At 48.7% G+C, this 25722-nt stretch carries 28 protein-coding genes and 1 pseudogene; 13 read left to right on the top strand and 16 right to left on the bottom strand.

Translation table 11 applies throughout. The features are described 5' to 3' along the window. Positions 1 to 9 precede the first annotated feature (9 nt). Positions 10 to 432: a DUF4174 domain-containing protein gene (locus JQX58_RS06700; protein WP_204146062.1), complete on the bottom strand. Its 423-nt coding sequence runs from the start codon at positions 430 to 432 to the stop codon at positions 10 to 12. A gap of 187 nt (positions 433 to 619) precedes the next feature. On the opposite strand from JQX58_RS06700, the gene JQX58_RS06705 reads away from it, so the two are divergent. After that, positions 620 to 1432 (top strand): arylamine N-acetyltransferase family protein, encoded by an 813-nt coding sequence (locus JQX58_RS06705; protein ID WP_204146063.1) that lies wholly within the window; start codon positions 620 to 622, stop codon positions 1430 to 1432. Positions 1433 to 1488: 56 nt separating this feature from the next. Here JQX58_RS06705 and JQX58_RS06710 read toward each other — a convergent pair whose 3' ends face one another. The 7 genes and pseudogenes from JQX58_RS06710 to polA all read right to left on the bottom strand — a co-directional run bounded on the left by JQX58_RS06710 (position 1489) and on the right by polA (position 10537). After that, the gene (locus JQX58_RS06710) at positions 1489 to 1794 is read right to left on the bottom strand and encodes a helix-turn-helix domain-containing protein (protein WP_204146064.1); all 306 of its coding nucleotides are present in this window, start codon (positions 1792 to 1794) and stop codon (positions 1489 to 1491) included. Further along, positions 1791 to 3119, bottom strand: a complete 1329-nt coding sequence (locus JQX58_RS06715) for a type II toxin-antitoxin system HipA family toxin (protein ID WP_204146065.1) — start codon at positions 3117 to 3119, stop codon at positions 1791 to 1793. Before JQX58_RS06715 ends, JQX58_RS06710 begins: the two co-directional genes overlap by 4 nt. 810 nt (positions 3120 to 3929) lie before the next feature. Beyond that, on the bottom strand, positions 3930 to 4910 hold the full coding sequence (locus JQX58_RS06720; protein ID WP_204146066.1) for a hypothetical protein: 981 nt from the start codon (positions 4908 to 4910) through the stop codon (positions 3930 to 3932). Positions 4911 to 4986: 76 nt separating this feature from the next. Continuing rightward, positions 4987 to 5307 (bottom strand): annotated as a pseudogene (locus JQX58_RS06725) (DNA polymerase); the annotation flags it as partial. Between the two features lie 706 nt (positions 5308 to 6013). Further along, the gene (locus tag JQX58_RS06730) at positions 6014 to 6505 is read right to left on the bottom strand and encodes a hypothetical protein (protein WP_204146067.1); all 492 of its coding nucleotides are present in this window, start codon (positions 6503 to 6505) and stop codon (positions 6014 to 6016) included. Beyond that, a complete protein-coding gene (locus tag JQX58_RS06735; protein WP_204146068.1) occupies positions 6502 to 7671 on the bottom strand; it encodes an AAA family ATPase in 1170 nt (389 codons plus the stop codon). Before JQX58_RS06735 ends, JQX58_RS06730 begins: the two co-directional genes overlap by 4 nt. Positions 7672 to 7771: 100 nt before the next feature. Further along, positions 7772 to 10537 carry a DNA polymerase I gene (gene polA, locus JQX58_RS06740; RefSeq protein WP_239090207.1) on the bottom strand — a complete coding sequence of 922 codons (2766 nt, stop codon included), beginning with the start codon at positions 10535 to 10537 and terminating at the stop codon, positions 7772 to 7774. A 175-nt stretch (positions 10538 to 10712) separates the two neighbouring features. Here polA and JQX58_RS06745 point away from each other — a divergent pair, with 175 nt between their 5' ends. From JQX58_RS06745 to znuB, 8 genes are all read left to right on the top strand, one after another. Beyond that, a complete protein-coding gene (locus JQX58_RS06745) occupies positions 10713 to 11675 on the top strand; it encodes a homoserine kinase (protein ID WP_204146069.1) in 963 nt (320 codons plus the stop codon). Then, positions 11676 to 12251 (top strand): DUF1007 family protein, encoded by a 576-nt coding sequence (locus JQX58_RS06750; RefSeq protein ID WP_204146070.1) that lies wholly within the window; start codon positions 11676 to 11678, stop codon positions 12249 to 12251. It abuts the gene before it with no gap. A 41-nt stretch (positions 12252 to 12292) separates the two neighbouring features. Next, positions 12293 to 12925, top strand: coding sequence for a LysE family translocator (locus JQX58_RS06755; RefSeq protein ID WP_204146071.1), 633 nt, complete (start codon positions 12293 to 12295; stop codon positions 12923 to 12925). 35 nt (positions 12926 to 12960) lie between these two features. After that, positions 12961 to 13566, top strand: a complete 606-nt coding sequence (locus tag JQX58_RS06760) for a MarC family protein (protein ID WP_204146072.1) — start codon at positions 12961 to 12963, stop codon at positions 13564 to 13566. An 84-nt stretch (positions 13567 to 13650) separates the two neighbouring features. Then, on the top strand, positions 13651 to 14592 hold the full coding sequence (locus JQX58_RS06765; protein ID WP_420827039.1) for a nickel/cobalt transporter: 942 nt from the start codon (positions 13651 to 13653) through the stop codon (positions 14590 to 14592). After that, on the top strand, positions 14592 to 15089 hold the full coding sequence (locus JQX58_RS06770) for a Fur family transcriptional regulator (RefSeq protein WP_204146074.1): 498 nt from the start codon (positions 14592 to 14594) through the stop codon (positions 15087 to 15089). The genes JQX58_RS06765 and JQX58_RS06770 overlap by 1 nt, the downstream gene beginning before the upstream one ends. Before the next feature lie 12 nt (positions 15090 to 15101). After that, positions 15102 to 15884 carry a zinc ABC transporter ATP-binding protein ZnuC gene (gene znuC / locus JQX58_RS06775; RefSeq protein ID WP_204146075.1) on the top strand — a complete coding sequence of 261 codons (783 nt, stop codon included), beginning with the start codon at positions 15102 to 15104 and terminating at the stop codon, positions 15882 to 15884. A 16-nt stretch (positions 15885 to 15900) separates the two neighbouring features. Then, a complete protein-coding gene (znuB, locus tag JQX58_RS06780; protein WP_204146076.1) occupies positions 15901 to 16695 on the top strand; it encodes a zinc ABC transporter permease subunit ZnuB in 795 nt (264 codons plus the stop codon). Between the two features lie 28 nt (positions 16696 to 16723). On the opposite strand, the gene JQX58_RS06785 is transcribed toward znuB, so the two are convergent. Genes JQX58_RS06785 through JQX58_RS06800 form a run of 4 tightly spaced genes read right to left on the bottom strand, consistent with a single transcriptional unit; the run spans position 16724 to position 19138 of the window. Continuing rightward, entirely contained in the window at positions 16724 to 17212 is a 489-nt protein-coding gene (locus JQX58_RS06785; protein ID WP_204146077.1) for a DoxX family protein, read from the bottom strand. 8 nt (positions 17213 to 17220) lie between these two features. Beyond that, positions 17221 to 17976 (bottom strand): HvfC/BufC N-terminal domain-containing protein, encoded by a 756-nt coding sequence (locus JQX58_RS06790; protein ID WP_204146078.1) that lies wholly within the window; start codon positions 17974 to 17976, stop codon positions 17221 to 17223. Then, positions 17966 to 18859, bottom strand: coding sequence for an MNIO family bufferin maturase (gene bufB, locus JQX58_RS06795; protein WP_204146079.1), 894 nt, complete (start codon positions 18857 to 18859; stop codon positions 17966 to 17968). The genes JQX58_RS06790 and bufB overlap by 11 nt, the downstream gene beginning before the upstream one ends. 3 nt (positions 18860 to 18862) lie before the next feature. Further along, positions 18863 to 19138 (bottom strand): BufA1 family periplasmic bufferin-type metallophore, encoded by a 276-nt coding sequence (locus JQX58_RS06800; protein ID WP_204146080.1) that lies wholly within the window; start codon positions 19136 to 19138, stop codon positions 18863 to 18865. A gap of 242 nt (positions 19139 to 19380) precedes the next feature. On the opposite strand from JQX58_RS06800, the gene JQX58_RS06805 reads away from it, so the two are divergent. Then, complete coding sequence (locus JQX58_RS06805) at positions 19381 to 19611, top strand: hypothetical protein (protein WP_204146081.1); 231 nt, start codon at positions 19381 to 19383, stop codon at positions 19609 to 19611. Positions 19612 to 19652: 41 nt separating this feature from the next. Here JQX58_RS06805 and JQX58_RS06810 read toward each other — a convergent pair whose 3' ends face one another. The 4 genes from JQX58_RS06810 to JQX58_RS06825 form a co-directional block, all read right to left on the bottom strand. Then, positions 19653 to 19856, bottom strand: a complete 204-nt coding sequence (locus tag JQX58_RS06810) for a zf-HC2 domain-containing protein (protein ID WP_204146082.1) — start codon at positions 19854 to 19856, stop codon at positions 19653 to 19655. After that, complete coding sequence (locus JQX58_RS06815) at positions 19853 to 20479, bottom strand: RNA polymerase factor sigma-70 (RefSeq protein WP_204146083.1); 627 nt, start codon at positions 20477 to 20479, stop codon at positions 19853 to 19855. The genes JQX58_RS06810 and JQX58_RS06815 overlap by 4 nt, the downstream gene beginning before the upstream one ends. A 91-nt stretch (positions 20480 to 20570) precedes the next feature. Then, positions 20571 to 21020 carry a hypothetical protein gene (locus JQX58_RS06820; protein ID WP_204146084.1) on the bottom strand — a complete coding sequence of 150 codons (450 nt, stop codon included), beginning with the start codon at positions 21018 to 21020 and terminating at the stop codon, positions 20571 to 20573. Next, entirely contained in the window at positions 21020 to 21562 is a 543-nt protein-coding gene (locus tag JQX58_RS06825; protein ID WP_204146085.1) for a gamma carbonic anhydrase family protein, read from the bottom strand. Before JQX58_RS06825 ends, JQX58_RS06820 begins: the two co-directional genes overlap by 1 nt. 162 nt (positions 21563 to 21724) lie before the next feature. Here JQX58_RS06825 and prlC point away from each other — a divergent pair, with 162 nt between their 5' ends. From prlC to JQX58_RS06840, 3 genes are all read left to right on the top strand, one after another. Next, entirely contained in the window at positions 21725 to 23755 is a 2031-nt protein-coding gene (gene prlC, locus JQX58_RS06830) for an oligopeptidase A (RefSeq protein WP_204146086.1), read from the top strand. A gap of 627 nt (positions 23756 to 24382) precedes the next feature. Further along, entirely contained in the window at positions 24383 to 24643 is a 261-nt protein-coding gene (locus tag JQX58_RS06835) for a YheV family putative zinc ribbon protein (RefSeq protein ID WP_204146654.1), read from the top strand. A 141-nt stretch (positions 24644 to 24784) separates the two neighbouring features. Beyond that, positions 24785 to 25720, top strand: a complete 936-nt coding sequence (locus JQX58_RS06840) for an ABC transporter substrate-binding protein (protein WP_204146087.1) — start codon at positions 24785 to 24787, stop codon at positions 25718 to 25720. The last annotated feature ends 2 nt before the right edge of the window (positions 25721 to 25722 follow it).

The raw sequence follows: 25722 nt of genomic DNA on the forward strand, positions 1-25722 counted from the left end.
TACAAAGCGTTACTGCTGCATCTCTCTTATGCGCATAGGCATCCGATCAATATCGTTAAACAAGCGCTCTAGATCCAATCCCGATATGCGCTCTTTTAGGCCGCCATCCTTACCGATCAGAATGACCTCGTTGTCGTTAAGTTGATACTGGCTTTTCACGCGGCTTAACAAGCTTGGGCTGATGGCACCTTGGTAATTAGTCTGAATATCATTGTCTGATAACACCAACCAGACCACATCCCGATCAATGATCGCGTCGCTCGCTTGGCTAAAAAGATCTGTCAGCTTCGTACTGTCTTGGCCGGCGTTGGCCACTATGATGCGGTTTTCCCACCTTAAATCTTGCAGGCTCGTGAGTGTTTCATCGCTGGCTGCAGCAGCTTGAGTAAACGCCGTGAGCGCCAGTACACAGGGAATAAGACAAGGCTTCATATATTCCTCCAGGTCAATGCTTATTAAGCGGTACGAGGATGAATAGTGCGTAGATCAGTTAGTGGTAACTCTTAGAGCGGATCTCTTTGCGCCCATTGTTCACCACGTGGATTCGCAATAACATGGCAGCAGACACGCAACGCCAGCATTTCGGCTGCTCACAGGACTTACTTAGGTTGTATAGAGAATGATTCACCTGCAAGACTACTTCGCCCGTATTCACTATCAAGGGCCGGCAACACCAGAGCTTTCCACGCTAAAAGCCATTCACGCGCTGCATCCGGCGCACATCCCCTTTGAGAATATTGATGTCTTGCTTGAGCGTGGCATCAGCTTGGATCTAGAGAAGATCCAGCAAAAACTTATCGGCGATCGTCGCGGTGGTTACTGTTTTGAGCACAACGCGCTGTTTATGCAGGTGCTAAAACAACTGGGGTTTGAAGTCGAATCGTTAATGGCGCGTAATGTTTGGCGCCAGCCCGAAGATATGCCATTTGGCCCACGCACCCATCAGGTGCTAAGAGTACGTATTGAGGGTGAATGGTGGCTCGCGGATGTGGGATTTGGTGGTCTTGTACTGACCGATCCTCTGCGTTTGGAAACCGATGAAGCGCAGCAGGGACAACACGAAGCATTTCGTATTTTGACGCACGATCACGGCTGGATGTTGCAGGTAAACGTACAGGAGCGATGGGAAGACCTATACGATATTGCCAGCCAACCTCAGGAGCCGATCGAGATGGACGTGGCTAACTGGTTTACTTCAGCGAGCCCCAACTCCAAATTCCGCCACAACTTAATGATGGCGCGAGCCACACATGACACTCGCTATGCATTGCTGAACAACCGCCTAACGGCTCGCCCACGCAACGGCACAGTAGAGCAACGAGAGTTAAACCCAGAGCAGTTAGCCGCTGCTTTAGAGGAATGCTTTGAGCTTAAGGTCGAAAGCGAGTGGATGCCGCTGTTGGAAAGGATTGTTGAAAAAGCCAATTCGTAAAAGCAATAGTTAAGCTGATGGAAGGGGTGGATTAGTTTTCATCTGCCCCCAATATCTCATAGCTCCATACCAGCCATCATGTGCTTCGCTACATGAGAGTGGATCGGCGTCAGTCCAGATTTAATGCCAAAGGGCTTAAACACGGTATCAATCATCGACTGGGCTTGGTTGCCTTTGTCTTGCTCAATATCTGTGAGCGTACGGCGACTGACTCCGACAAACTCCGCGTAGCGGGTTTGAGAAAATCCTAAGACCTCTTTACGTAGCGTCTTAAGCATTTGCCCTTGGCTGATTTCACCTAGTAAATGCTGTTGTAGCAGTTGTACCAACAATGCCTGGCGTTCGGCAGGTGTCATGCTCATAAAAGCCCCCAGCGAGTCAGTTTAGTTTCCAGCCATTCGATTTGAATCACCCTTAAAATACGTTCTGCCACGCCTCGTTCCGTCAATCTGTCCTGTAATCCCACTAACTTTTGAGCCGTGTTTTGCAGAGCGGAAAATGAAATGTTACTAGGACACAGATCGCCTAATTCTTCTGTGATGGCGTGCCAGCGGTATTCACCGCCTTCCTCAAAAGGCGGCCCCCATTTTGTGGTGCGAGTTACGCCTTCTGGGTCCACTTTCATTGGCGCAAAGTCATAGATAGGTGACAGCCAAATATCATTCGGGCGTTTCAGTAAAGCGGTATTGCGGCCATGATTATCCGTGTTGCCAAAAGCAATGTTTAATAAATCGCGAGTCAGCCATTCACAGACAAAACGCTGTGGGTCAAATTTCGCAGAGCGTTTGGCAAGCAAAGCACAGATTGAGCGTAATACCTCAAAATGGTTTAAGTAACTGCCAGCTGGCTTGTGCAGTACCGAGAATATCGACTCTAAACCATAGCGCTCCCAAACCGAACCATTCCAATGTGTATCAAAGCGAGGTAACCAAAGGGAAGGGTAGCGCTCCCCTTCGATGAGGCGCATACCTTCCGTATTGATGGTGTTAAAGCCCATGGCTGCTAGCTCTTGGTAAAAGTGGTACTCAGCGCGCAAGATATCGCAATCATCTTGTGTGCGGTGCTTTCCTCTAGGAAACTTTACCAAGTAATGAGCATCGGCAATCGTATGTTGGTCTTGAAAGGTATCAATCCATACTTCTTCGTTATCAGAGCAACGCAATAACAACTTAGGGGCTTCGCCGCCAGCACCGGTTGCCCCGCCACTGATGGCGCCCATTTCCTGAGCATAGGCTAAAAAGTCAGAATCCCGTTCGACCACATCTTTCACAGCAAACTTACGTAAATGAAGAGTCGAGCTTTCTGGTAATTTAGGTAAAGACTCCTTAACTCTTAAATTGCCTACTGGTGCAATAGTGCCTTTTTCTAATAGTTCAGAATCCAATTCGCCTGATGATAGACCTGCTAAGCCCCAAGCATCCACCAGATAGCGGCGTGCAGCCTCTGCTGGAACAATATCATCCAAGAAGCCAAACCAGCGTTCTGCTTCATGCTCAATCATCACTTGAACCGGAAGCGTCAGTCCACAAGCATGCTCATCATCGTAGTCAAGCCACTCGATGGCATAGTTCATCTCATAGCCAAGGCTACATCGACCAGTATTGCCTTTCTCCGGCTCAGCAATATTGACGATAGCGATGTCATGCCATTGTTGATCGAATAGTGCTTGAATAGTAAGGGATTTCATAAGATACCTGAGTGAGCAGTATTTTGCTCATTCTAGACTTTACTAGCCGTTTTTGGGAAATATATTTCTCAAAAAAATCTAAAATACTTATTTTTGAGCAATATATTTCCCAATGGAAACAGTAACCCATTCACGCCTTGTGAACTGCTCTAACAGGCTTGCATGGCGATACTGTAAAAAGCTAAATTACCCGCTCTGGTCAAAAATCGATCTCAATGAGGAGAAGTACAATGTCATCAAAACGCACTAGAGAGATGTCTGCGCTTAAAGCGAGCAATCTTAAGCGTTTAGGCGAGGCGTACGCTAAGGCCAAAGCTGAAGGTACATTGAAAGCAAAGTCACCTCAAAAGCAAGCTGTAGCGCGCTAGTACGACCAATAAAATTAGACTGATAAGCCGAGCATTGCTCGGCTTTTTTGTCGCTAAATCGCGGTTCTTGCATCTTACCCGCAAATCTCAATAGTACTTCCAAAAACTGGCTTACCATCGCGATTGAATTTGAGAAACATACCCATGCAGCAGTTGGCACAGAGCTGATCCTAACTAACTACTACCAGAATGCAGGCTACAAACGCCGACCGAAAATAAGCTGAACGAAACAGCTACTCGCCTAGTAAGCTCTCACTCCCTTTCATTTTCTATTACCTGAACTGGTAAGAGTACAGTCCGCCTAAATATCGTTAAATCTCGATAAAATCTACGATATGGATGGTAACGAAGCAAGAAAAGCCAGCTTTAGATAAAACTGGCTTGGTTGATAGAACTGAACTCTGGATCATTTTTTAAGGTGGGTGGCCTGTTAAGCTGCCTGTTAATATTCTTTAGGTAGCGTAAATCCATTAATATAAGATTTTTTTATGACAATCTTTCTATTATCAGGCGTCTCTATTAGGTATTCGTGACCTAGTCTAGAGAGAACTATCACATCAGTTATTGTGTTTTCTATGCACTTCTCATTCATTTCTTCCAGTACTTTGCATCCATCATCACTAAAATGAATTGAATCTACTTTGAAGTTTCCAATTTTAAATATTTTTGCAGTTGCTTTCGGTATGTAATAAGTATTTTTGCTTGAAATTGATATGATTAATATTAACATAAATCCTGAGATTAATATTTTAAGAAGACTGGCTTCTGAGCTGCTTATTATGATGTTTATGAGCAATACAGACAGTCCTGTTATGAAGATATAAATGTAGTCTTCATAGTTTCCTTTGAATTCATTGGATGTCTTGAAAATTGCTAAGACTACTATGACAGGAAAGAAAATTAAGAATGACGCCGCCGTTGCTTGGAGAGAGATTTTAAATTTTCCATATTTTTCATGCACGAATTTAAAATCCAGAATTTTTAGTACTGCCAGGGAAAAAAGCCATGAAAGTGCTAATGTTAATGTTAATATGTATTCTGGTGGTATTTTTTCTGGATCATTATTTAAGATTAAATACAGTGCACTTGAAATTGAGAATGTTAAAAAAGGTGTAAGTATACATATTGCTGCCACAAAAAACGGTTTAATTTCTTTCCCTAAAAAATAAACATCATAAAATGATTTTCTTTTAATGCTCAGTATTAGTCCTGGTATTATTAAATACATTGATAAGTTTACTAATAAAAAAAGGCTTGATGCTGTAGTTGTGATGAAAAGTACACCTAGATCTTCTATTTTTATGGATGGAACATACTCAATATAAGTATAGTAAATTACAAGATTGAGTAGTCCAAATAAAGTGAAGAAAGTACTTAGGGTTTTAAATGGTTCTTTGATTAGTTTTGATTTAAATTCTTCCATTAATGTATGTGCTCTTTTTTAGAATATCTGATGGTAATGAAATTGTGATTTTGATTGTGATGGAAAAAATAAGGCACTAATGCGCCTCGTCCCAGTTGTTCCCAATCCCAGCTTTCGCAAGCAATGGCACGTCGATCTCGCTGGTGGTTTGCATTATTTCGACAATCTTCTCTTGCGCAGCGTCAAGGTCTTTCTCAGCCACTTCATAGATGAGTTCATCGTGTACTTGCATGATCATGCGTACGTCTAGGTCGGTGTCGGCGAGCCAGTTGTGCATGTTGATCATGGCGCGTTTGATGATGTCGGCGGCGGAGCCTTGCATCGGGGCGTTGATCGCGGTGCGTTCGGCGGCTTGGCGCATCACGGCGTTACGGGCTTTGATCTCGGGGACGTACAAGATTAATTTTCATCTGACCCCAATTGTTCAGGTTAAGGCGTGGTAACTTCTTAGTCATATACTGCCTCTTTAAGTTTGATATAAGTATGTATATAAACATTCTGTTTTTATATACAGTGCCATGGTTCTTAGAATAATTCCAGAAATGGGGCAAAAATCTCCTATTCCGCCAATCCTGTTTTGATATTTAGAAACATGTCATAACAGCTCATTTCCCAAGGTAAAAGTTTTTAGGGTGGGCGAACTATCGCTATCATGCAAAAGAGTCACTGGGTCTACAAAGTGAGCTCTGGCAGTCACACGAGCTCTATCTCAAACTGAGTCATCAGCAAAGAGCACGAGCAAAGCGTTATCAAACATTATTCAAATATCATATTCCCGACGAAGAGTTTGGACGGATTCGATCCACCGCATTCCGATATGGGTGGTAAAGAAGCAAGAAAAGCCAGCTTTATATGAAGCTGGCTAAGTGCTAGAACTGAGTGTTGAATCACTTTTTAAGGTGGGTGGCCAGTTAAGCACTGTTTTGCCTGATTTGTTAAGAGTTTATTGCGTCTAAAAACGTTAAATCTCGATAAAATCTACGATATGGATGGTAACGAAGCAAGAAAAGCTAGCTTTAGATGAAACTGGCTTAGTTGGTAGAACTGAGTGCTGGATCATGTTTTAAGGTGGGTGGCCTGTTAAGCCTTCTAGTTAATATCGATTATTTAGTTTTGTAAAACCTGTGCTCATCATCTAAAAAAACAATATAAAATGTGTTTTTGCAGAATTTCCATTCAGAAGAGCCTTGCTTCATATCGTGGCATGTTTCAGGCGTTACGAAGCCTATGAGTCTTGTTGAACTATCTATTCTAAACCTTGCCCACTTTGCTTCAATAGGGACGTGCTTAGGATGTGAGAAATCCGATTTCTTGGGGAAATCTCCATAGACCTCTAAGACATGACCACTCCCTCTACCAATTTTTTCTCGCTGCCAATGCTCTAAGCTATCTTTTGAATAGTTAATGAGCTTGTCTATTAACTTTACGATATTATCTTGATTCCAATCCTTGAAATCTTGGCCAGCATCTTGGTCTCGATCAAAGTAAGAAAAGTTGAATTTGCAGCGTTTCGAAAGATCATTATTCTCACTAAAGATACTAATTGTAGGTATCTTTGATAAAAAGCCATCCTTCCGTGAATTTTTAAAACTCATATCTTAGGAGTTCCACCAATTTTTCCAGAATTATAGATTCTTGCTATTGAACGATCATTTCTTAATAGCTCGCCTGGGATTTCATCAAGCCTATAGCTAAAGCATTCATTGTTTTCTTTTTCTACTAGGTATACCTTGTACTTTCCCAAATGATCAATGATTTCTGTATTATGTGTAGTGAAGATTAACTGTGCATCATTAGGGTTAGTCTCTTTATCTTCAAAAAGAGATATCAGCTTAGGTAATATGTGTGGATGTAAATTTATATCAAATTCATCTAAGCAAAGAATTCCACCTAACTGTAGGACAATTTCATATTTACCTAGTTGATCATATAAGGATCGAGTGCCAGTCGATTCAAAGTAATAATGTAGTTTATGATCTTTTTTGTTGTGTGAGTGATAAAATAATGGGACGTATGATATCTTGCCGCTTTCTTCATTTTTTCGTTTAAATACTTTTATATCAGTAATACCTGTGTCACATTCTTTTATGATATTTTTTGTAAACTCTAAAGCCTCAGGTCTTTCATAAAATATTTTTGATATCTTCGATACAAAAGAGGGCATTGATCCTGTCTCTTCGAGTCCCGTATAAGATACATTAAAGATCATTTTGTTAAAGAAAATATATGTATCTTCAATAGCGGAGAGATCAGTTTTTTTATTTTCAGAATCTAAATTATGTTGTTTGTATATGCTAAATAATGAAACATTCTTTCTTAATTTTATCGAGCGTAAAATGGAAAGAGAGGCAATTGAATAGTTAATTTCATTATCAATCCTCTCTAATATTAGAGTTTTGCGATTATTTTTCCTATAAAGTCTTTCTGACAGTACAGAAGACTCTGTAATACTTAGCTCATAAACATACTCAGTGTTATTTATGATAAAGTTTACAAAAAAATTCGATGGGTCTTCACTGTCAAAGAATGGTTCGTAATTTAGTAAGTCATCAGGTTCATAATCATCGAATGATTTAGTACAAAAGTTACTTAGGAAAGAAAGAGCTTTAATAAGGTTTGTTTTACCGGAGGCATTTTTTCCTTTGATACATAACAATTTTGAAATGCCACTATCATTTGAATACTGCTCAGGTACGCGAAAACTAATATTGGCCCCTTCTTTAAACCCAAAAAAATTTTCAAAACCATATTCTAGCAACATTTTAATATCTCTATTTAGAGTTAATTTATATGTTCTTGATTGTCGTCTAATTGGCGCATCTTGTCAATTTTAGGCAGAATGCGCCAATTAGGGTTGGCGCCTAGTGCGCCTCGTCCCAGTTGTTTCCAACCCCAGCCTCAACCAATAGAGGTACGTCGATCTCGCTACTCGTCTGCATAATCTCGACAATTTTCTCTTGCGCGGCATCAAGGTCTTTCTCGGCCACTTCGAAGATCAATTCATCGTGTACTTGCATGATCATGCGTACATCTAGGTCGGTGCCTTGTAGCCAGTTGTGCATGTTGATCATGGCGCGTTTGATGATGTCGGCGGCGGAGCCTTGCATCGGGGCGTTGATGGCAGTGCGTTCTGCGGCTTGGCGCATCATGGCGTTTTTCGCTTTGATTTCAGGTAGGTACAAGCGACGACCAAAGATGGTTTCGACGTAGCCTTTTTCTTTGGCGCTTTCACGGGTGTTGTCCATGTAGGTGCGCACGCCTGGGTAGCGTTCGAAGTAGCGCTGTACGTATTGCTGCGCTTCGGGGCGGCCGATGCCAAGTTGTTTCGCGAGGCCAAAGGCCGACATGCCGTAGATCAGGCCGAAGTTGATGGCTTTGGCGCGGCGTCGTTGTTCGCTGGTGACTTCATCAGCGGTGGTGTCGAAGACTTCCGCAGCGGTCGCCTTGTGTACGTCGAGGTCATTGGCAAACGCGTCTAAAAGTCCCTTATCTTGTGATAGGTGCGCCATGATGCGCAGCTCGATCTGTGAGTAGTCGGCCGCGACCAGCTTGTAGCCTTCCGGTGCGACAAACGCTTGGCGAATGCGGCGACCTTCGGTGGTACGGATTGGGATGTTTTGCAAGTTCGGATCGGTCGAGGACAAACGGCCGGTCGCGGTCACGGCTTGATGGTAAGACGTATGAATGCGGCCAGTCTTTTGTAGCATCTCTGGTAGCTTATCGGTGTAAGTCGACTTGAGCTTCGATAGGCTGCGGTGTTCCATGATCAAGCGTGGTAGTTCGTATTGCTCGGCCAGCTCTTGCAGGATCGGCTCAGCAGTCGAAGGTTGGCCTTTTGGAGTCTTCTTAATGACTGGCAAGCCTTGCTTCTCAAACAGGATTTCTTGCAGCTGTTTCGGTGAGCTTAGGTTAAAAGCTTGGCCTGCTTCTTCGTGTGCTTTGATCTCGATTTCTTGCAGTTTGCCAGCGATTTCAGAGCTTTGCGCGTGCAGTAAGTCCGGGTCGACCAAGGCGCCCGTTTGTTCCATTTTTGCCAATACTGGCACCAATGGTAGTTCGATGTCTTTTAGGACTTTGACCAAGTCGCCTTCTTTTTCTAGCTTAGGCATGATCGCATGGTGCAGGCGCAAGGTGATGTCGGCGTCTTCGGCGGCGTAATGGGCCGCTTGCTCAAGTTCGATCTGGTTAAAGGTTTTTTGCTTGGCACCTTTACCAGCGATTTCTTCAAAGCTCACCGTGGTGTGGCCCAAGAATTTGGTCGCAAGGCTGTCCATATCGTGGCGCGTGGCGGTGGAATTCAGCACGTACGACTCTAGCATGGTGTCGTAGGCGATGCCGCGCAGGGTGATGCCGTAGTTGTTCAATACGTTGGCATCGTATTTTAGGTGCTGACCGACTTTTTTCTGGTTATCGTCTTCTAGCCAAGGCTTCAGTTGCTCTAGTACCCAATCACGATCCAGCTGCTCGGGCGCGCCTTCGTAATCATGTGCGACTGGGATGTACGCGGCTTTGCCGATTTCCACGGAAACGCTCACGCCCACAAGCTCAGCGGCCATGTAGTTAAGAGATGTGGTTTCCGTGTCGAAGGCTACCAGCTCGGCGTCTTGGATTTTCTTCAGCCAAGCGTTGAAGCTGTCTTTATCAAGCACCGTGTCGTACTCGACGTCGATATTGGCCGCAGGCGCTGGTTCATCTTCGTTGTCCACTGTGTCATCGGCGGTGCCGTGGGCTGGGGCTTTGTCGATATCGCGCAACCAGGTTTTGAATTCTAGCTTTTGGAACCACTCGCGTAGGGCTTCTTTGTTGATTTCTTCGTTTTTCAACGTGTGTGGATCAAATGGCAGCTCGACGTCGCATTTAATGGTGGCAAGCTTGTAGCTTAGCTCGGCCATTTCGCGGTGTTCTTCCATTTTCTTGGCCATGGTTTTAGAGCCACGGAAGCCCAAGTCCGCCAGTTCGTCGAGGCGTTGGTAAATTTCTTCGATGGAGCCGATGCCTTGCAGCATGGCTAAGGCGGTTTTTTCACCGACGCCCGGTACGCCTGGGATGTTGTCGACTTTGTCGCCCATCAGCGCTAGGAAGTCGATGATCAACTCAGGTGGGATTTTGAATTTTTCTTTAACGCCTTCCACGTCCATCACGGTGTCGGTCATGGTGTTGACTAGAGTGACTTTGTCGGTGACTAGCTGCGCCATGTCTTTGTCGCCTGTAGAAACAACGACTTCACGGCCTTCGCCACCGATTTGTTTGGCGATGGTGCCGATCACGTCGTCGGCTTCGACGCCGTCGATGATGACCAACGGCAAGCCCATGGCTTCGATCATGCGGTGGATCGGTTCGATCTGTACGCGCAGGTCGTCAGGCATCGGTGGGCGCTGGGCTTTGTATTCGCTGTACATGTCATCGCGGAAGGTTTTGCCTTTGGCGTCAAAAATCACCACGATCGGGGAATTTGGGTAACGGCCGATTAAGCTGCGGATCATGCTGATCACGCCACGGGCTGCGTTGGTCGGTTGGCCGTCGCTAGTGGTCAGTGGTGGAATGGCGTGAAAGGCGCGGTACAGGTAAGACGAACCGTCTACCAATACCATCGGTGCTGCATGGGTCAGTGAATCTTGAGCCGACATAATTTCCCTCGTGCACGGTACGCTCGGCGTATCGCGTCTGTTTAAATTCAAATCTTAGATATTTGCGTCGTAGATTAACATAATCGCCCCTTTTTTCGTGGTGTTCAATTGACCTTTTTGCTCTGATTGTGGAGCATTAGCGGCTTATGCAGATTTAATTCATTAGGTACAGATTTTGGCTGTTTACACTTCTCTCTCGGACTCTGACATGCGCGGCCTTGTGGCCGATTACAACTTAGGTGAACTGGTGTCTTTTCAAGGCATTTCAGGGGGTGTGGAAAACACCAATTATTTTGTCACGACGACAACAGGGAAGTATGTACTTACTTTGTTTGAAGAGTTTGAGTTTGATGAAGTGCCGTATTTCTTAGATGTGGTGTCACATCTGCAGAACAAAGGCTTTAATGTGCCAGCGGCGTTGCTTGATAACGAAGGCGAGCGCCTACGCGTGGTGCAGGATCGCCCAGCGATCATTGTCGATTGCTTCCCTGGCGACATCATGGAGTCTACCAGTGTGGAATCTTGCCGCATCATGGGTAAGGTACTTGCGCAGCTGCATACCGCAGGTATGGACTTCCCTGAGCAGCGTGCAAGCCATCGCGGCATGGAGTGGTGGCACGCAACGTCTAAAGCGTTGGCGCCGGAGCTTGAGCCAGAGCAAGCGCATTTGTTGCTTGAGCAAGTGGCGGAGTTTGATCAGTTTATCGATCAATACGACGATCAGTTGGCCAAGGGCACAGTGCACGGCGATTTGTTCTTCAACAATACTTTGTTTGAAGGCGAGCAGTTGTCGGCCATCATCGATTTTTACAACGCCTGCTACTCGTGGTTGATGTACGACCTTGCGATCGTGGTCAACGATTGGTGCTCGGATTTGAGCACGGGCGAGTTGGATATGGACAAATACCACGCCATGATCAATGCCTACATGCATGAGCGCAAGCCTAGCGCGGCGGAAATCCTGTCTTGGCCGCATATGATGAAGATCGCGGCGTTGCGCTTTTGGTTGTCACGCTTAGAAGCATGGCACGGTGCGAAAGACGACCCAGAGCGTCTAGCTCAACAACACGATCCGAAGGAATTCCAGCGCATTTTGGAAGCGCGTGTGCGCAACGTACCGAGTTTAATGGAGCACTAAATGCGCGCGTATTGGCGTCATGCTTGCATCGGATTACTGAGTGCGTTGGGCGTAAGCTCGGCGCTGGCGCATCCGCACATTTGGATCGATTCCTATTATTCGGTCAATGTCAGTACGCCGCGCGTGCAGGTGGTGGAAGCGCACTGGTCGTTTGATGTGTTTTCAAGCTTAGATATGTTGATCGAGTTTGATAAAGACGCCAACGGCCAGTTAGAAAAAGCCGAGAAGGCAGAGGCGGCCGAAGCCTTTACCAATTTGGCGCAATACGGCTACTTTATAAAGATGCAGGTGGATGGCCAAGCGGTCACGCCTGCGAGCGTCGATGTGCTCGATGTCGGCGTGCAAGATCAAGCGCTTACGGTGCGTTTGGGCATTACCCTGCCTAATGAAGTCGACCTACAACAGCAGCGCTTACGCATGGGTTTTGGTGATCCGGAAAACTATTTTGCGATGGTGATCCCAGAGCAGGGCTTGGTGCAGCTCAATGGTATGCGCGCCGAAACCTGTACGCCAACACCTGCTGATGCGACGGAGTTTTATATGGAAGGCTGGGTCGATCTAAGCTGCGATCCCTAAGTCGCTCAACCGTCGCCCACGAATGTTAGACGAGGCGTGTCATGCTTGAGCAGTTTCAGTGGTTACCTTTTTTAGTGGCGATTAGCTTGCTCACCATGAGCCCCGGCGTGGATACCTTGTTGGTGTTACGCAGCTCGGCGATGGCGGGCTGGCGGGTCGGCTTTGTCTGCAGTTTGGGCATTTGCATGGGGCTGTTTGCTCATGCTGCCGTGTCGGCGCTGGGCTTGTCGGTGATTATGCTTGGCTCGGCGACGCTGTTTACTATGTTTAAGATCGCTGGGGCCTTGTATCTGGTGTATCTCGGCCTGCAGGCACTGCGCAGTGCGTGGCAGGCTCAAGGCTTGCGTTTGGAGTTGCCCCAAGGGCGTACGTTTACCGCGCGCACGGCGTTTCGCCAAGGCCTGTTGTCGAATCTTTTGAATCCTAAGACGATTGTGTTTTACATGGCGTTTTTACCGCAGTTCATCAACCCAGAACACTCGGCGGTGACACAATCTCTGTTTATGGCTGCCCTGCACTTTATCATAGCGATGGGGTGGCAGACCTTTTTGGCGGTGATGGTTCACCGTGCAAGAGTTTGGCTAGCGCGACCAAAAGTGGCGCAAGCTTTGGATGGCTTAACTGGCGTATTGCTGGTGGGCTTTGGTATTAAATTGGCACTGACTCAACGCTGATCGTGTGAGCGGTGTCTACTTGGGTATGACCTATCATGAGTTTATTGATTTCCACTTGGATTAAGTTCTTCTTCCTGTTCGCACCGTTTTTCGTGTTGTCGATGTTTTTGGCACTGACGCGCGGTGAGACACCTTCAGCACGTCGTCATGTGGCGAATAAGTCGATCATTGCGGCGCTGGCGATTTCGTTGGTGTTGATGTTTTTTGGCGGTGCCTTGTTTGATGTATTGGGCATTACGCTGGACTCGTTCCGTATCGGCGCGGGCATCTTGCTGTTTATGTCGGCGATCAGCTTGGTCAAAGACGGTACCCGTAACCACGCTACCGGTATGCCCAGTGAGGAGCGCGACGATGTGTCGGTAGTGCCATTAGCGGTGCCAACTATTATTGGCCCCGCGACCATCGGTACCATCTTGGTCTATGGTGTGGAGTTTGAAGGCTGGGATTTGGTGATCGGCGTATTGGGCCTTGTCGGGGCGTTGTTGTCCTTGGGCGTGTTGTTGTACGCCAGCTCCTTGATTGAGAAACTTTTAGGCCGCACCGGACTCAATATTCTCTCGAAAATCACCGGTTTGATCTTGGCCGCGATGGCGGCGCAGATTTTTATGGGCGGTGTGATGGGCTTTTTGCAGCCAAATTAAGCGATGCTGAGGCGTCATTGGCTGGATGTTCATTTGCGTTTAAATGTTATACTATAACATTATGATAACCCTACAGCGGAGCCAATGGTGCCACGTAATCTTGTCGTAACTCTTATCTTAGCGCTGCTGGCCAGCAGCTCTTGGGCCGCCGACGGTCAGTCGATGTTTGCCGTCAGTCGCTGGATCATGGAACAACAGCGCGACTTTCATCGTCAGTTGGCGAGCTTGGTGCAAGGCCTAAGCCGAGAACAAAGCCCTGCGTTGATTGGCAGCTTGCTGGTGGCGAGCTTCTTATATGGTATTTTTCACGCAGCGGGTCCAGGTCACGGTAAGGCAGTGATTGCGTCTTATTTGTTGGCCACGAAAGCGCCGCTGCGTAAGGGTATTTGGCTGTCATTTTTATCCGCTACGCTACAAGGTGTGGTGGCGATCGCCTTGGTGGTGGCGCTGGCGCAGGTATTAGAGCTCGCCGGACGCGTCACACAGACCACGCGTATGTTAGAATTAGCCTCTTATGCGGCGATTGGCTTGATTGGTGTGTGGATGCTGTGGCGTTTGGCGCGCGGTAAATCCAGCTGTGGCCATGATCATTCTCATGATGAAGTAGGCTGTCACGGCCATCACCATGACGCAGCGCATGCGCACCATGGGCATGGTTGTCATCACGATCATAGCCACGCCCATGAAGAACAAAAAGTCGCCCAGCGCAGTACGGTTGCGATGGTGTCGGCGATCGGTATTCGCCCCTGTACGGGGGCAGTGTTGGTGTTGCTGTTTGCCACCAGCACCGGAATTTTACAATGGGGAATGTTAGCGACCTTAGTGATGTCGCTAGGCACCGCCCTCACGGTGTCGGCGCTGGCATTGGTCAGTGTCCTAGTGCGCGATGGCAGTATGGCATTGAGCCCCAATAAATGGCGCAGTCGTTTGACCAAAGGGCTGGCAGTACTTGCCGCTTGCGCCTTAATTTTTATCAGTGTCACGATGATTTACAGTGACCTACAAGTAGCAGGGCGGGCATTCTAATGACCGAACACAAACACGATCAGAGCCACGATCACAGTCATGATCATGCGCACAATCACGATATCTGTATTGAGCAAGCGTTGGAAACGGCGGAAACCGTCTGCGCCGAGCAGGGCCAGCGTTTAACCAAGGTGCGCCGCCGTGCGTTGGAGTTGATTTGGCAGAGCCATCGTCCACTTGGGGCGTATCAATTGTTGGCCAAATTGGCCGAAGAAGGCTTCAATTCTGCGCCGCCGACGGTGTATCGCGCGCTAGACTTTTTGTTGGCTGCAGGCCTAATCCACAAGGTTGAGTCGATGAACGCGTATCTTGGCTGTGCCCACGCAGACAAAGTCCACAAGGGCTATTTCTTGATCTGTGACGAGTGCCAAAACGTGATGGAATTTGACTACCAAGACATCCATCAAACCTTGATCGATAAAGCGGCAGAGCAAGGTTTTGAGCTGCGCTCAGAGACCATCGAACTGACCGGCTTATGCGCCGATTGTCGTCACTAAGGAAGCCTTGGCATGAGTACCCGGTTAGCCGAGTTAAAAGACATTGGTATTCGCTTCGGCGAGCGCCAGCTGTTAAGCAATATTAATATCACCCTGCATCAAGGCGAGATCGTCACTTTGATCGGCCCAAATGGCAGCGGTAAAAGTACCTTGATCCGCACCTTGTTGGATCTACAACAGCCAAGCTCCGGTAAGGTAGTGCGCCATGACACCTTGCGTATTGGCTACATGCCGCAAAAGCTACACATTGATCCGACGTTGCCTTTGACAGTGAAGCATTTCTTGGGGTTGGTGCGCGGTGTGAATAAAAAGCAGATCGCTCCGACGCTGGCCAAAGTGGGCATTCCACACTTGGAAAACTCGCAAGTGCATGTTTTGTCAGGTGGTGAAACGCAGCGCTTGTTGTTGGCCCGTGCGTTGCTCAATCAGCCCAATTTATTGGTGCTGGACGAGCCGGTGCAAGGGGTCGATGTAAATGGTCAAATCGAGCTGTATAACTTGATTGCGGCGATCCGTGATGAGCTCAATTGCGGCGTGTTTATGATCTCCCATGATTTGCACTTGGTGATGGCGCAAACCGATACCGTGGTGTGTGTGAACCAGCACGTATGTTGTTCGGGGTCGCCGCAGCATGTGAAAGATCATCCTGCCTATCAAGCGTTATTTGGTGTGCCGGGGGCCGATGCGTCACTGGCGATTTATTCACACCAACACGATCATGTTCATGATGACAGCGGCGAAGTGGTCGAAGAAGGCCATGTGCATTCCAAGCATTGTCAGCACCATAGCCACTAGCCCGGAGAAGTAAGAAATGTTGGAACTGTTAATGCGCGCCTTGCTCGGCGGCTTAGGTGTGGCGGCGGTCGCGGGGCCCTTGGGAGCTTTCGTGGTGTGGCGTCGAATGGCGTACTTTGGTGACACCTTGGCGCACTCGGCGCTGTTAGGCGTAGCGCTGGGCTTCTTGCTCGATATTAATTTGAACTTAGCCATTGTGGTGTTGTGTGTCGGCTTGGCACTGGTGCTGGTGACGTTACAGAAAAAGCAGATCATTGCCACGGATACCTTGCTTGGCATATTGGCGCATTCGGCGCTGTCGCTAGGCTTGGTTGCGGTCAGCTTTTTGGACAATATCCGTATCGATTTGATGGCCTATTTGTTTGGTGATTTGCTCGCCATCGGCCAGACGGATCTGTACTGGATTTATGGCGGTGGTTTGGTTGTCATGGCGCTCTTGGTAGCCTTTTGGCGACCTTTGCTGGCGATGACTGTCAATGAAGAGCTGGCCAAAGTCGAAGGTTACCCAGTGGAAGCGATTCGCTTGCTACTGATGTTGTTGGTGGCGGTAGTGATTGCGGTGGCGATGAAGATTGTCGGCGTGTTGTTGATCACTTCTTTGATGATCATCCCTGCGGCGACTTCCCGTAAGTTATCTCAGACTCCGGTGCAGATGGCGACATTTGCCGGCATTTTAGGCTGTTTATCCGTCTGTGGTGGCCTCTGGGCCTCGTACCATTGGGATACGCCAACAGGGCCAAGTGTGGTGGTGTGTGCGGCGCTGTTGTTCTTGATCGCTTATACCTTGCCGACACGCAAAATGGCTCAGTAACAGCTTTAAGAAGTTATCAAAAACGCGGCTAAGGCCGCGTTTTTTGTGCGCGTCGATTAAGCCAATAATCCACTGAGATGACGCCTGCCCCTTGGCGCATTAATAACAGCGCCAACGCCGCCCAAGTGCCGTGCAAAGCATAGGCATCAGGGTAGACAAATATCTGAATCACCAGTGTCATGGCGAAAATACCTAAGGCGGCCAAACGGCACAGCACACCGGTGAGCAATAAAATCGGCAACAGATGCTCGGCGATCGTGGCAAGATAAGCCGCCCAAGTCGGATCGATCCAAGGGAGGGCGTATTCGTATTCAAATAAAAACACCGTGCTGTCTTTTAGCATCGGCCAACCCCATTCATATACATCCGCTACTGGGTTAAAGGCGAAGCCTTCGATTTTGGTTTGCCCTGAAAGCCAAAAAACGGCGGCTAAGGCAAACCGCGTCAGCAGCAAAACCACACTCTCTGGCACGGTTTGGAATAGACGCTCAATGCGCGCAGATAAGGCGTGTCGCATAAGTCCTCCTAGGATTCTTTGATGTCACTGAATACTTGCCACTTCATCAGCTGGGCTAGCGTCTGGCCCAGATCAAACGCCGTACCGCTAACGTCTTCGGGTAAGGCTTCGCCCAAGCGATGGCCTTCTATCAAGGCGTTTAGAAACGCATGCTGCGCTTGTGAGATGACATAGCAGCAGCCGTATAAACCGTCTTTGGTCAGTAACAGCGCCTCAGGTTGATAGACGTTTAGCTGGCTGAGATCGGGGGTGGCTTGGCGATGAGCAAGATATAAAGAACCGATGGCGTAAGGGCTTTGCATCAGCTCGCAGTTAGCTGACAGCGTCAACTGCAGGGTGTCGGGTTGTTGTACTTGGCTTAAGCGTTGTTGAGCTTGGGCCAATGTCAGCGTCGCAGCTTCGGCCTGATGGGTTAGCTGCAGCAGACGGTATTCTAAGCGGCACAGATCGGCTAAATACGGCAGCGACTGAGCTGGTACAAACGTTTGGATAAAATCGGCGAAAGTGTCGCCATAATCGGATAAAACTGGGCTTTTCGGCAGGGTTTGGTAACTATACTGACGTGCCATGGTGTGAAAAAACGCTTCGCCCACTAGCTGCTTGCAGACGGGGAAAATATCACTCAGCGCCTCGATCAGGGAATGCTGAACATTGTTGCGATAGACGCTAAAGCGACTGTCTTGTTCACTGGCACCGCGCGCTTTGATATCGCGTAGCAGGTGTTTGTCTTGCTGCCATAGCGCGGCGTGAAACTCAGTTTGCATGACGTAGCTCCTGTGCATTGGCGCGGATCTGATCAGCTTGCTGAGCTTCCTTAAGTAGCTGACTAAGCTCTGGTAATTGGCCATCGCGCTCGATCAAGGTCGGGCAGTCACCGATCCGCTGTAGCGCGTATTGATACAGTTGCCATACTTCATCGGCGACCGGCGCATCGTGGGAGTCGATCTTGAGCGCCAGTGCAGCGTGTTCGTCTAGCGCGTAGCCCGCCAAATGTATCTGTTGCACGGCACGCATGGGAAAATCCAATAAGTATTGATAAGGGTTGTGACCATGGTTGAAGCAGGAAACTTCGACATTGTTGATGTCTAATAGCAGTCCACAGCCGGTGCGCTGAGCTAACTCGTGAATAAATTCGGTTTCTGGCATGGCGCTGGAGTGAAACTCGACATACGACGATGGGTTCTCGATGAGAATTTGGCGTTTCAGGCGGGTCTGCACCTGATCAACATGCTCACATAACACCTGTAACCGCTCAGGCGTATAAGGTACTGGCAAGAGATCGTTTAAAAAGCTGTTTTGGTGGCGTGACCAAGCGAGATGCTCAGAAAACATCGCTGGCTCAATGCGCTCGACAAGAGCGGCCACGCGCTCTAAATGGGCCACATCTAATGGCTCGTCACCGCCTAACGACAAACCGACGCCATGGACGCTGATGTCGTAGTACTGACGAATCAGATCTAAGTAATAACGTGCGGGTCCGCCAGCGCTCAGGTAATTCTCGGCATGAATTTCAAAAAAACCGACCTCAGGACGCTGCGCTAAGATGTCTTCGTAGTAGCGCGGTTTAAGGCTGATACCGGTGCGCGTGGCAAAGCCCGAAGGGACATGCCCTTCGGTTTGCGCAGCGGCTAACGTATGCTTGAGCATCCCTTAGAACGCCTCAAGTTTGCCGTGACCGCTTGGCGATGTTGGTGATTCCATGTCCATACAAGTACCCGCAGGGACAAGCTTCCAAGCATTGCCTTGATAATCGACCGTTGAGCTACCCGCGCATGAGGTGCCTGGGCCTGCTGCGCAGTCGTTTTGACCTGCGAGCGCCACGCCGTAGCATTTTTCTTTGTCAGCAGCTTGAGCTGGCACAGCAACAGCCGATAGGGCGACAGCAGTACCTAGCGCTAGGGCAAGAGAAGTGTTTTTGTTACTCATAATGTGTCCCTCCAATGGGATGGTTTAGGTGGTTGTACAAGCATTGGACGGAGCGAGTAGGTGAGTTCTTACACAAACAATAAAAAATTTTGCATGAGTTTTGGATAGTGTGATTGTGACGCCTGCGTTTCCTTAATGTTAAGTTTTGATTAAACGTTTTCAGGTGCTATGTTTATTCGTAGTGCTTTTTAGTAGGGTGAAGCATCAAAATGATGCAACAACAGATGCAAGGAGAAATGGATATGGCTAAACTTGATAAGAAAGCAATCAAAGCGGAAATCAAAGAGCGCAAAGAGAAGGTTGCTAAGCACAAGAGCAAAATCGAAAAGCTGAAAGATTCGCTAGAGAAAAAAGCGAATAAGAAATCGACCATGAAAGCGACCAGCAAAAACCCGAAAGAATCTCCGGGAAACAAAGCCGCTAAAGACGCTTCTGGCAAAAAAGCATCCGCAAAAAAATCGGCTAAAAAATAAATTAGACGTCACCAGATCCCATAACGGAGCCTAAGGCTCCGTTATTTTTTGGCGTCCTCTGACTCAGTGTCGTCTGACTGCACGTAACGCTGAGTAATCTCTCGCAGTGCCGACATCTGTTTACCAAATTGACGACAAGCTGGGCACATGGCCGTGTGCATGCCCAAGGACACTTTCTCTTTGGTGCTCAGTGGACGATCCAACTTTTCGGACAGTAATTGTGTAGCTTCAGTACATTTCATCATGGGCAAGTCTCCCCAGCGAACCAATTGTCTTCCAAGCATTCGCGCAGGCGCAAGCGCGCACGAAACAGCGTGGTATTGAGATTGCTAACGCTGAGCTGTTCGTTGTCACAGATTTCGTTGGACTCTAGCTCTAAAAATTCGCGCATCATAAATAAGCGACTGTAGCGCGCCGGTAGTGCATCCAAGCAGGTGTCAAAGATTTTCCAAAAGTCGCTGCTTTCTAAACCGTGATCGGGCTCGTCCCACTTTTGCGGGCGTTCGTCTTTTTGCCAATGACCATGATCGGTAAACAAGGTGTCGAGCAAGGCCTCGTCGTTACGCCCGGCGCCTTCTTCTAAGATACTGGCGCTGGTATAGCGTTTTTCCTTACGCAAAATATCGATCAGTTTGTTTTTGAGGATGGCGAACACCCAAGTTTTCAGTGCCGCTTGGCGCTGGAAGCGCTCGATATGTTGATAAGCTGAGAGCATGGCGTCTTGTACCGCGTCTTCTGCTAGGGCTTGGTTGCGCACTTGCAGTGTGGCGAACTTAAGCATTTGTAGGCGCAAGGCGTTCATAAACTCGGTGTCGTCAAACAGACTCGAGCAAGGTGCTGGGTCGATCGGTAAGGCGGCAGAGGTCATAGGCAATCTCGGTTTGTCGGTAAGCTTGGTTAGCAATGTAGAACACTAGACGTAACAAACCGAGATCTTCTTACACTAAACTACAAAAAAATTAGTCGTTAAGTGCAGAGAGGGCCGCGTCGAGGCGTGGCGCCGTATAGGGCGGGCGGATCGAGCCTGAGAACTTGCCTTCAGGGTTGACCAGCAGCACTTTATTTTGGTGGGTGGCGTAGTTTTCCGCCGAAATTACGTCGTACAAGTCCGCATAGGCGTCGTCGCTTGGTTGCACCACTTGGATGCCGAGCTGGGTTTGCTCGGTGATCGAGCCTTGGCACAGGGCATCACAAAATTTTGGTTGCACAAAAATGGCTTGCCATACGTCAGCGTGATTGGGCACCGGTGGTAATTGACGCGGAAACTCCAGTAACTCTACGCCTAAACGTTGCTGGGTCTCGTGGTCCAATACCGGATCCGAAAAGTTCTTTTGGTAAGACTGCGTGGCAATCCATGCGGCACCTGCGATCAGTGCCACGCCAATAAAAGGTGCTGTTAACCGAGCCATTATCCCTCTGCTGCCTCCGCTAAGTATTCGTCTTTGAGTTTGACGTAGTTCAAACCCGCATATTGGAAATATTCGATTTCTTTCTCGGTCAATTTACGCGCTTGTTTAACCGGTGAGCCCATGTACAAATAACCTGACTCAAGACGCTTGCCAGGTGGCACCAAGGAACCGGCGCCAATGATGACTTCATCTTCGATGACCGCACCGTCTAAAATGGTGGTACTCATGCCGACCAGAACTTTGTTGCCGATGGTGCAGCCGTGCAGCATCGCCATGTGGCCAACAGTGACGTCGTCACCGATCTCGAGCGGGTGGCCTTCGGGTTTGTAAGTGCTGGCGTGAGTGATGTGCAGGCATGAATTGTCCTGAATGCTGGTGCGCTGACCAATGCGAATACGGTGCATATCGCCGCGAATCGACACCAAAGGCCATACCGAGCTGTCATCTCCTATAACAACATCGCCGATGATCACGGCGCTGTCATCGACCCATACACGTTCACCAAAAGACGGCGTGTGACCGCGAAATGTTTTGCTTCCCATCTTCTCGACCTTAGCACTCAAGGTGCAGCATTAATAAAACCTATGGATGTGATCAAGCTGGCACCATTGAAAAAGCGCTAAGACCACATATCTTATATAGCAGAACCTAATCTTATAGTTGCAAGGCGGCTCGCGTCTTGCCAAAAAAAAGGATAACACGATATGACACAATCCGTATGGGATGCGACCAGCTTACCTGAATTTTCCAAGGTCGATCCAGCCACGGTCGCGGCGGACCTTGAAGCATTGCTAAACAAAAATCGTGCCGAGATCGAAGCGATTGTAGCGCACAATGTTCACCCGACTTGGGAGAGCTTAGTCGTGCCTTTGGATGAGATCGAAGATCGCCTAGGGCAATTTTGGTCGCCGATCAGTCACTTAAACTCGGTAAAAAACGGCCCAGAGATTCGTGAAGCCTACAATGCCTGCCTACCAATGCTAAGCGACTACGCTACTGAATTGGGGCAAAACAAAGCCTTGTACGAAGCCTACAAAGCGTTGGCCGAAAGCGACGCTGCTGCGCAACTAAGCCAAGCACAGCGTGAAGCGCTGACACAAACCATCCGTGATTTTGAGCTATCAGGCGTAGGCCTTGAAGGCGATGCTAAGAAGCGCTACGGCGAGATCAGCTCCCGCTTGTCTGAACTGGGTAGCCAGTTCGGTGAAAACGTACTCGACGCGACCCGAGCGTGGAGTAAACTCATCACCGACGTAAACGAACTGAAAGGCCTGCCGGATTCTGCGTTGGCGCAAGCCAAGCAAGCGGCACAAGCGAAAGGCGAAGACGGCTGGTTGTTTACCCTAGACATTCCATCGTACTTGCCTGTCTTGAGCTACGCTGATAACCAAGCGCTGCGCGAAGAGATGTACAAAGCCTACGCCACGCGTGCTTCTGAGCTAAGCGACGATGGTCAGTTTGATAACACGCCTTTGATCCAAGAAATCCTAGCGTTACGTCATGAAATGGCTCAACTGCTTGGCTTTGATGATTACGCGGAGCTGTCTGTGGCGACCAAAATGGCGCAAAGTGGCGACCAAGTGATGGCGTTCTTAAACGATTTGGCAGAAAAATCTAAGCCTGCGGCCCAAGAAGATCTCGCCGCGCTACAAGCGTTTGCCAAAGACGAATACGGTTTAGACGAGCTTAATGCATGGGATGTTGGTTACTACGCCGAGAAACTGCGCGAGAAAAAGTACGCTATCTCTCAGGAAGCTTTGCGTCCGTACTTCCCAATCAACAAAGTCTTGTCTGGCTTGTTCCACACGGCGCAAACCTTATTTGCAGTCGACATCCGTGAAGAATCTGACTTTGACTCTTACCACCCAGATGTGAAGCTGTTTACCATTTCGAAAAATGGTGAAGACGTGGCGCGTTTCTTCCTTGACCCGTACGCTCGCGAAGGCAAACGTGGCGGCGCTTGGATGGACGAATGTCGCGTACGTCGTCGTCTAGATGACGGCCGCTTGCAGCTGCCAGTGGCGTATCTTGTGTGTAACTTCACCCAGCCAATCGGCGATCAGCCAGCGCTGTTGACCCATGATGAAGTGACGACCTTATTCCATGAATTTGGCCATGGTTTGCATCACATGCTGACGCAAGTCGACGTGGCGTCTGTATCAGGCATCAATGGTGTGGCGTGGGATGCCGTGGAGCTACCGAGCCAGTTCCTAGAAAACTGGTGCTGGGAGCCAGAAGCCTTGGCGCACATTGCCGGTCATTACGAGACGGGCGAACCGCTGCCAAAAGATCTGCTGGATAAAATGCTGGCGGCGAAAAACTTCCACTCGGGCATGCAGATGGTACGTCAGCTAGAGTTCTCGCTGTTTGACTTCCGCTTGCACCGCGAATACCAAGACGGCGTCACTGCTCAAGCCGTTTTAGACGATGTACGCCAGCAGGTCGCAGTGATCATTCCGCCAGCGTTCCACCGTTTCCAAAATAGCTTCTCGCACATCTTTGCCGGTGGTTACGCGGCGGGTTATTACAGCTACAAGTGGGCAGAAGTGCTATCGGCGGATGCGTTTTCTAAGTTTGAGGAAGACGGCATCTTCAACACTGAAACCGGTGCCCTGTTCCGTGATACCATACTGGCCAATGGCGGCTCACGCCCAGCTGGCGAGTTGTTTGCGGCGTTCCGTGGCCGTGAGCCAAGTGTTGATGCTTTACTTCGTCACAGTGGTATTGCGGCTTAAAGGTTATAAGTGCGAGCAGTCAATCCATCCCCTTTTGCTGCGGTGGAGGTGTGTAAGCTGCTTGATCGGTCAATACTCAACGCCGACCGGAAGACATCCCTGTCTTCGACGGTCGGTCGACGCCATCCATGGCGTCTGCTTATGAGTATTGATCGATCAATCAATAAAGACCGAAGGCTCGACTTAGTAATCTTCTTGAGTGTTACGTGAGTTTCTTTTCAACAGCCACCAAGGAAGGTGGCGCGAGGGCTCTGGCGCAGGGATGCGCCACGCCCGAGTGAAAAGGAACCACGTGACCGCTAAACTAAAGCAGTGAGCCAAAGCCAACTAATAAGTGGTGCGAGTAAACAGTAATCATCGTTTGAGCAGATTTCCTCTTCAACAGCAACCGTGGATGGTTGCGCGAGGGCTTTGGCACTGGGATGTGCCATGCCCGAGTGAAGAGGAACCACGTGAACGATAGACTGAAGCAGTGAGCCAAAGCCAGCATCTGCGGTGTGCTTGAGCGGCTGATCACTCAACGCCGACCGGAAGACATCCCTGTCTTCGATGGTCGGTCGACGCCATCCATGGCGTCTGCTTATGAGTAATCAACAGCTCAATCAAATGAATTCAACTGAGGTTTATATGACAACCAAACGCTTTATCGCGGGGGCGGTATGCCCACGCTGTAACGAGATGGATAAAATCCGCGCTTGGCGCGATGACGAGGCGGAAAAGCAGTACCGTGAGTGTGTGGCATGTGGCTATGAAGACGAGCAATCGACCAAAGTCCAAGCCCAGCCACAGGAGCTTGAGACGCGCGTCAATCAGCCGTTTGCTTCTTCGCCAGAAGGCGACACGGCAGTGATTAATTTTGTCCCTAATCCTGGTGACACTAAGCACTAAATTGCTTCACGTGAAACTTGCCTAATTACGCTCTTTTAGATGGCTCTAAGCCCAATCTGTCGCGGCTCGATTGAATATGAGAGTAGTTATTATTACCATAATAACTATCTTTAATAACAGTCCGCTTCAGTAGGCCATCTTATGAGCTCCTTTCTAACGCGTTTTCTTATTCGTCCTGTGTTTGCGGTCATTTTGTTGGTGCTGCAATCCCACGCTTGGGCGTCCGGTGTCACGGTTACTCATGCGATGGGGGACACCGATATTTCTGATTCAACACGCGTGGTGACCTTGTACCAAGGAGCGACAGATTCGGCGCTGGCGTTAGGCGTACAGCCGGTCGGTGTGGTGGAGTCGTGGGCACAGCAGCCGGTGTACGATTACCTGAATAATCGACTAGGCGACGAAGTGACCTATGTCGGGCTCGAAACCCAACCTAATCTTGAGGTGATTGCGCGCCTGCAGCCGGATGTCATCATCGGTGCTAAAGCGCGTCATGAGAAAATTTACGGTCAGCTGTCGCAGATCGCACCGACAGTCCTCGCTGAGAATGTCTACGATTTTAAGCGCACACTTGAGTTAACAGCTGAGGCGACGGGGCGTACAGAAAAAGGGGATGAGCTTTGGCAAGCGTGGCAAGCGCGTACTCAAGCATTTCGTGATCACCTTAGCGCAGAGCAGCAGCAATGGCCGCTAACAGCATCGATTCTAAACGTACGCGCCGATCATTTACGCCTTTACTTGGAAGACAGTTTCCCAGGAGCAGTGCTTAAGGATATCGGCTTTGAGTTTCCGTTGTCAGAGCAGGCCAGCTGGGGCATGAAGCTAAAAACCAAAGAGGCGCTACCGACGGTCAATGCTGATGTGTTTTTCATTCTGTTCGATGGCGATGATGCAGCGGTGCAGCAAAACTATGATGCTTGGCGCTTGCATCCTCTTTGGAATGTGCTGAAAGCACCGCGAGCAGGCCAAGTGCACGAAGTCGATCGCATTACTTGGCTGCTGTCGGGCGGGATCTTGGGCGCGAATCTAATGCTGGATCAACTTTCGGCAATTTATGAACGAGCCCCTGCGAACTGATT

The sequence above is a fragment of the Marinomonas ostreistagni genome, from assembly GCF_016888445.1.
GTDB classification, from domain to species: Bacteria; Pseudomonadota; Gammaproteobacteria; order Pseudomonadales; family Marinomonadaceae; genus Marinomonas; species Marinomonas ostreistagni.

Bases quoted from the DNA above. Each gene is read 5' to 3' on its own strand.
- bufB (WP_204146079.1), bottom strand. From the start codon at position 18,859: ATGCTCAAGCATACGTTAGCCGCTGCGCAAACCGAAGGGCATGTCCCT.
- JQX58_RS06785 (WP_204146077.1), bottom strand. From the start codon at position 17,212: ATGCGACACGCCTTATCTGCGCGCATTGAGCGTCTATTCCAAACCGTG.
- JQX58_RS06815 (WP_204146083.1), bottom strand. From the start codon at position 20,479: ATGACCTCTGCCGCCTTACCGATCGACCCAGCACCTTGCTCGAGTCTG.
- JQX58_RS06810 (WP_204146082.1), bottom strand. From the start codon at position 19,856: ATGATGAAATGTACTGAAGCTACACAATTACTGTCCGAAAAGTTGGAT.
- JQX58_RS06720 (WP_204146066.1), bottom strand. From the start codon at position 4,910: ATGGAAGAATTTAAATCAAAACTAATCAAAGAACCATTTAAAACCCTA.
- JQX58_RS06820 (WP_204146084.1), bottom strand. From the start codon at position 21,020: ATGGCTCGGTTAACAGCACCTTTTATTGGCGTGGCACTGATCGCAGGT.
- JQX58_RS06770 (WP_204146074.1), top strand. From the start codon at position 14,592: ATGACCGAACACAAACACGATCAGAGCCACGATCACAGTCATGATCAT.
- JQX58_RS06705 (WP_204146063.1), top strand. From the start codon at position 620: ATGATTCACCTGCAAGACTACTTCGCCCGTATTCACTATCAAGGGCCG.
- JQX58_RS06760 (WP_204146072.1), top strand. From the start codon at position 12,961: ATGAGTTTATTGATTTCCACTTGGATTAAGTTCTTCTTCCTGTTCGCA.
- JQX58_RS06750 (WP_204146070.1), top strand. From the start codon at position 11,676: ATGCGCGCGTATTGGCGTCATGCTTGCATCGGATTACTGAGTGCGTTG.
- JQX58_RS06730 (WP_204146067.1), bottom strand. From the start codon at position 6,505: ATGAGTTTTAAAAATTCACGGAAGGATGGCTTTTTATCAAAGATACCT.
- JQX58_RS06825 (WP_204146085.1), bottom strand. From the start codon at position 21,562: ATGGGAAGCAAAACATTTCGCGGTCACACGCCGTCTTTTGGTGAACGT.
- polA (WP_239090207.1), bottom strand. From the start codon at position 10,537: ATGTCGGCTCAAGATTCACTGACCCATGCAGCACCGATGGTATTGGTA.
- JQX58_RS06805 (WP_204146081.1), top strand. From the start codon at position 19,381: ATGGCTAAACTTGATAAGAAAGCAATCAAAGCGGAAATCAAAGAGCGC.
- JQX58_RS06790 (WP_204146078.1), bottom strand. From the start codon at position 17,976: ATGCAAACTGAGTTTCACGCCGCGCTATGGCAGCAAGACAAACACCTG.
- JQX58_RS06710 (WP_204146064.1), bottom strand. From the start codon at position 1,794: ATGAGCATGACACCTGCCGAACGCCAGGCATTGTTGGTACAACTGCTA.
- znuB (WP_204146076.1), top strand. From the start codon at position 15,901: ATGTTGGAACTGTTAATGCGCGCCTTGCTCGGCGGCTTAGGTGTGGCG.
- JQX58_RS06765 (WP_420827039.1), top strand. From the start codon at position 13,651: ATGGTGCCACGTAATCTTGTCGTAACTCTTATCTTAGCGCTGCTGGCC.
- JQX58_RS06735 (WP_204146068.1), bottom strand. From the start codon at position 7,671: ATGTTGCTAGAATATGGTTTTGAAAATTTTTTTGGGTTTAAAGAAGGG.
- znuC (WP_204146075.1), top strand. From the start codon at position 15,102: ATGAGTACCCGGTTAGCCGAGTTAAAAGACATTGGTATTCGCTTCGGC.
- JQX58_RS06800 (WP_204146080.1), bottom strand. From the start codon at position 19,138: ATGAGTAACAAAAACACTTCTCTTGCCCTAGCGCTAGGTACTGCTGTC.
- JQX58_RS06700 (WP_204146062.1), bottom strand. From the start codon at position 432: ATGAAGCCTTGTCTTATTCCCTGTGTACTGGCGCTCACGGCGTTTACT.
- prlC (WP_204146086.1), top strand. From the start codon at position 21,725: ATGACACAATCCGTATGGGATGCGACCAGCTTACCTGAATTTTCCAAG.
- JQX58_RS06835 (WP_204146654.1), top strand. From the start codon at position 24,383: ATGACAACCAAACGCTTTATCGCGGGGGCGGTATGCCCACGCTGTAAC.
- JQX58_RS06840 (WP_204146087.1), top strand. From the start codon at position 24,785: ATGAGCTCCTTTCTAACGCGTTTTCTTATTCGTCCTGTGTTTGCGGTC.
- JQX58_RS06715 (WP_204146065.1), bottom strand. From the start codon at position 3,119: ATGAAATCCCTTACTATTCAAGCACTATTCGATCAACAATGGCATGAC.
- JQX58_RS06755 (WP_204146071.1), top strand. From the start codon at position 12,293: ATGCTTGAGCAGTTTCAGTGGTTACCTTTTTTAGTGGCGATTAGCTTG.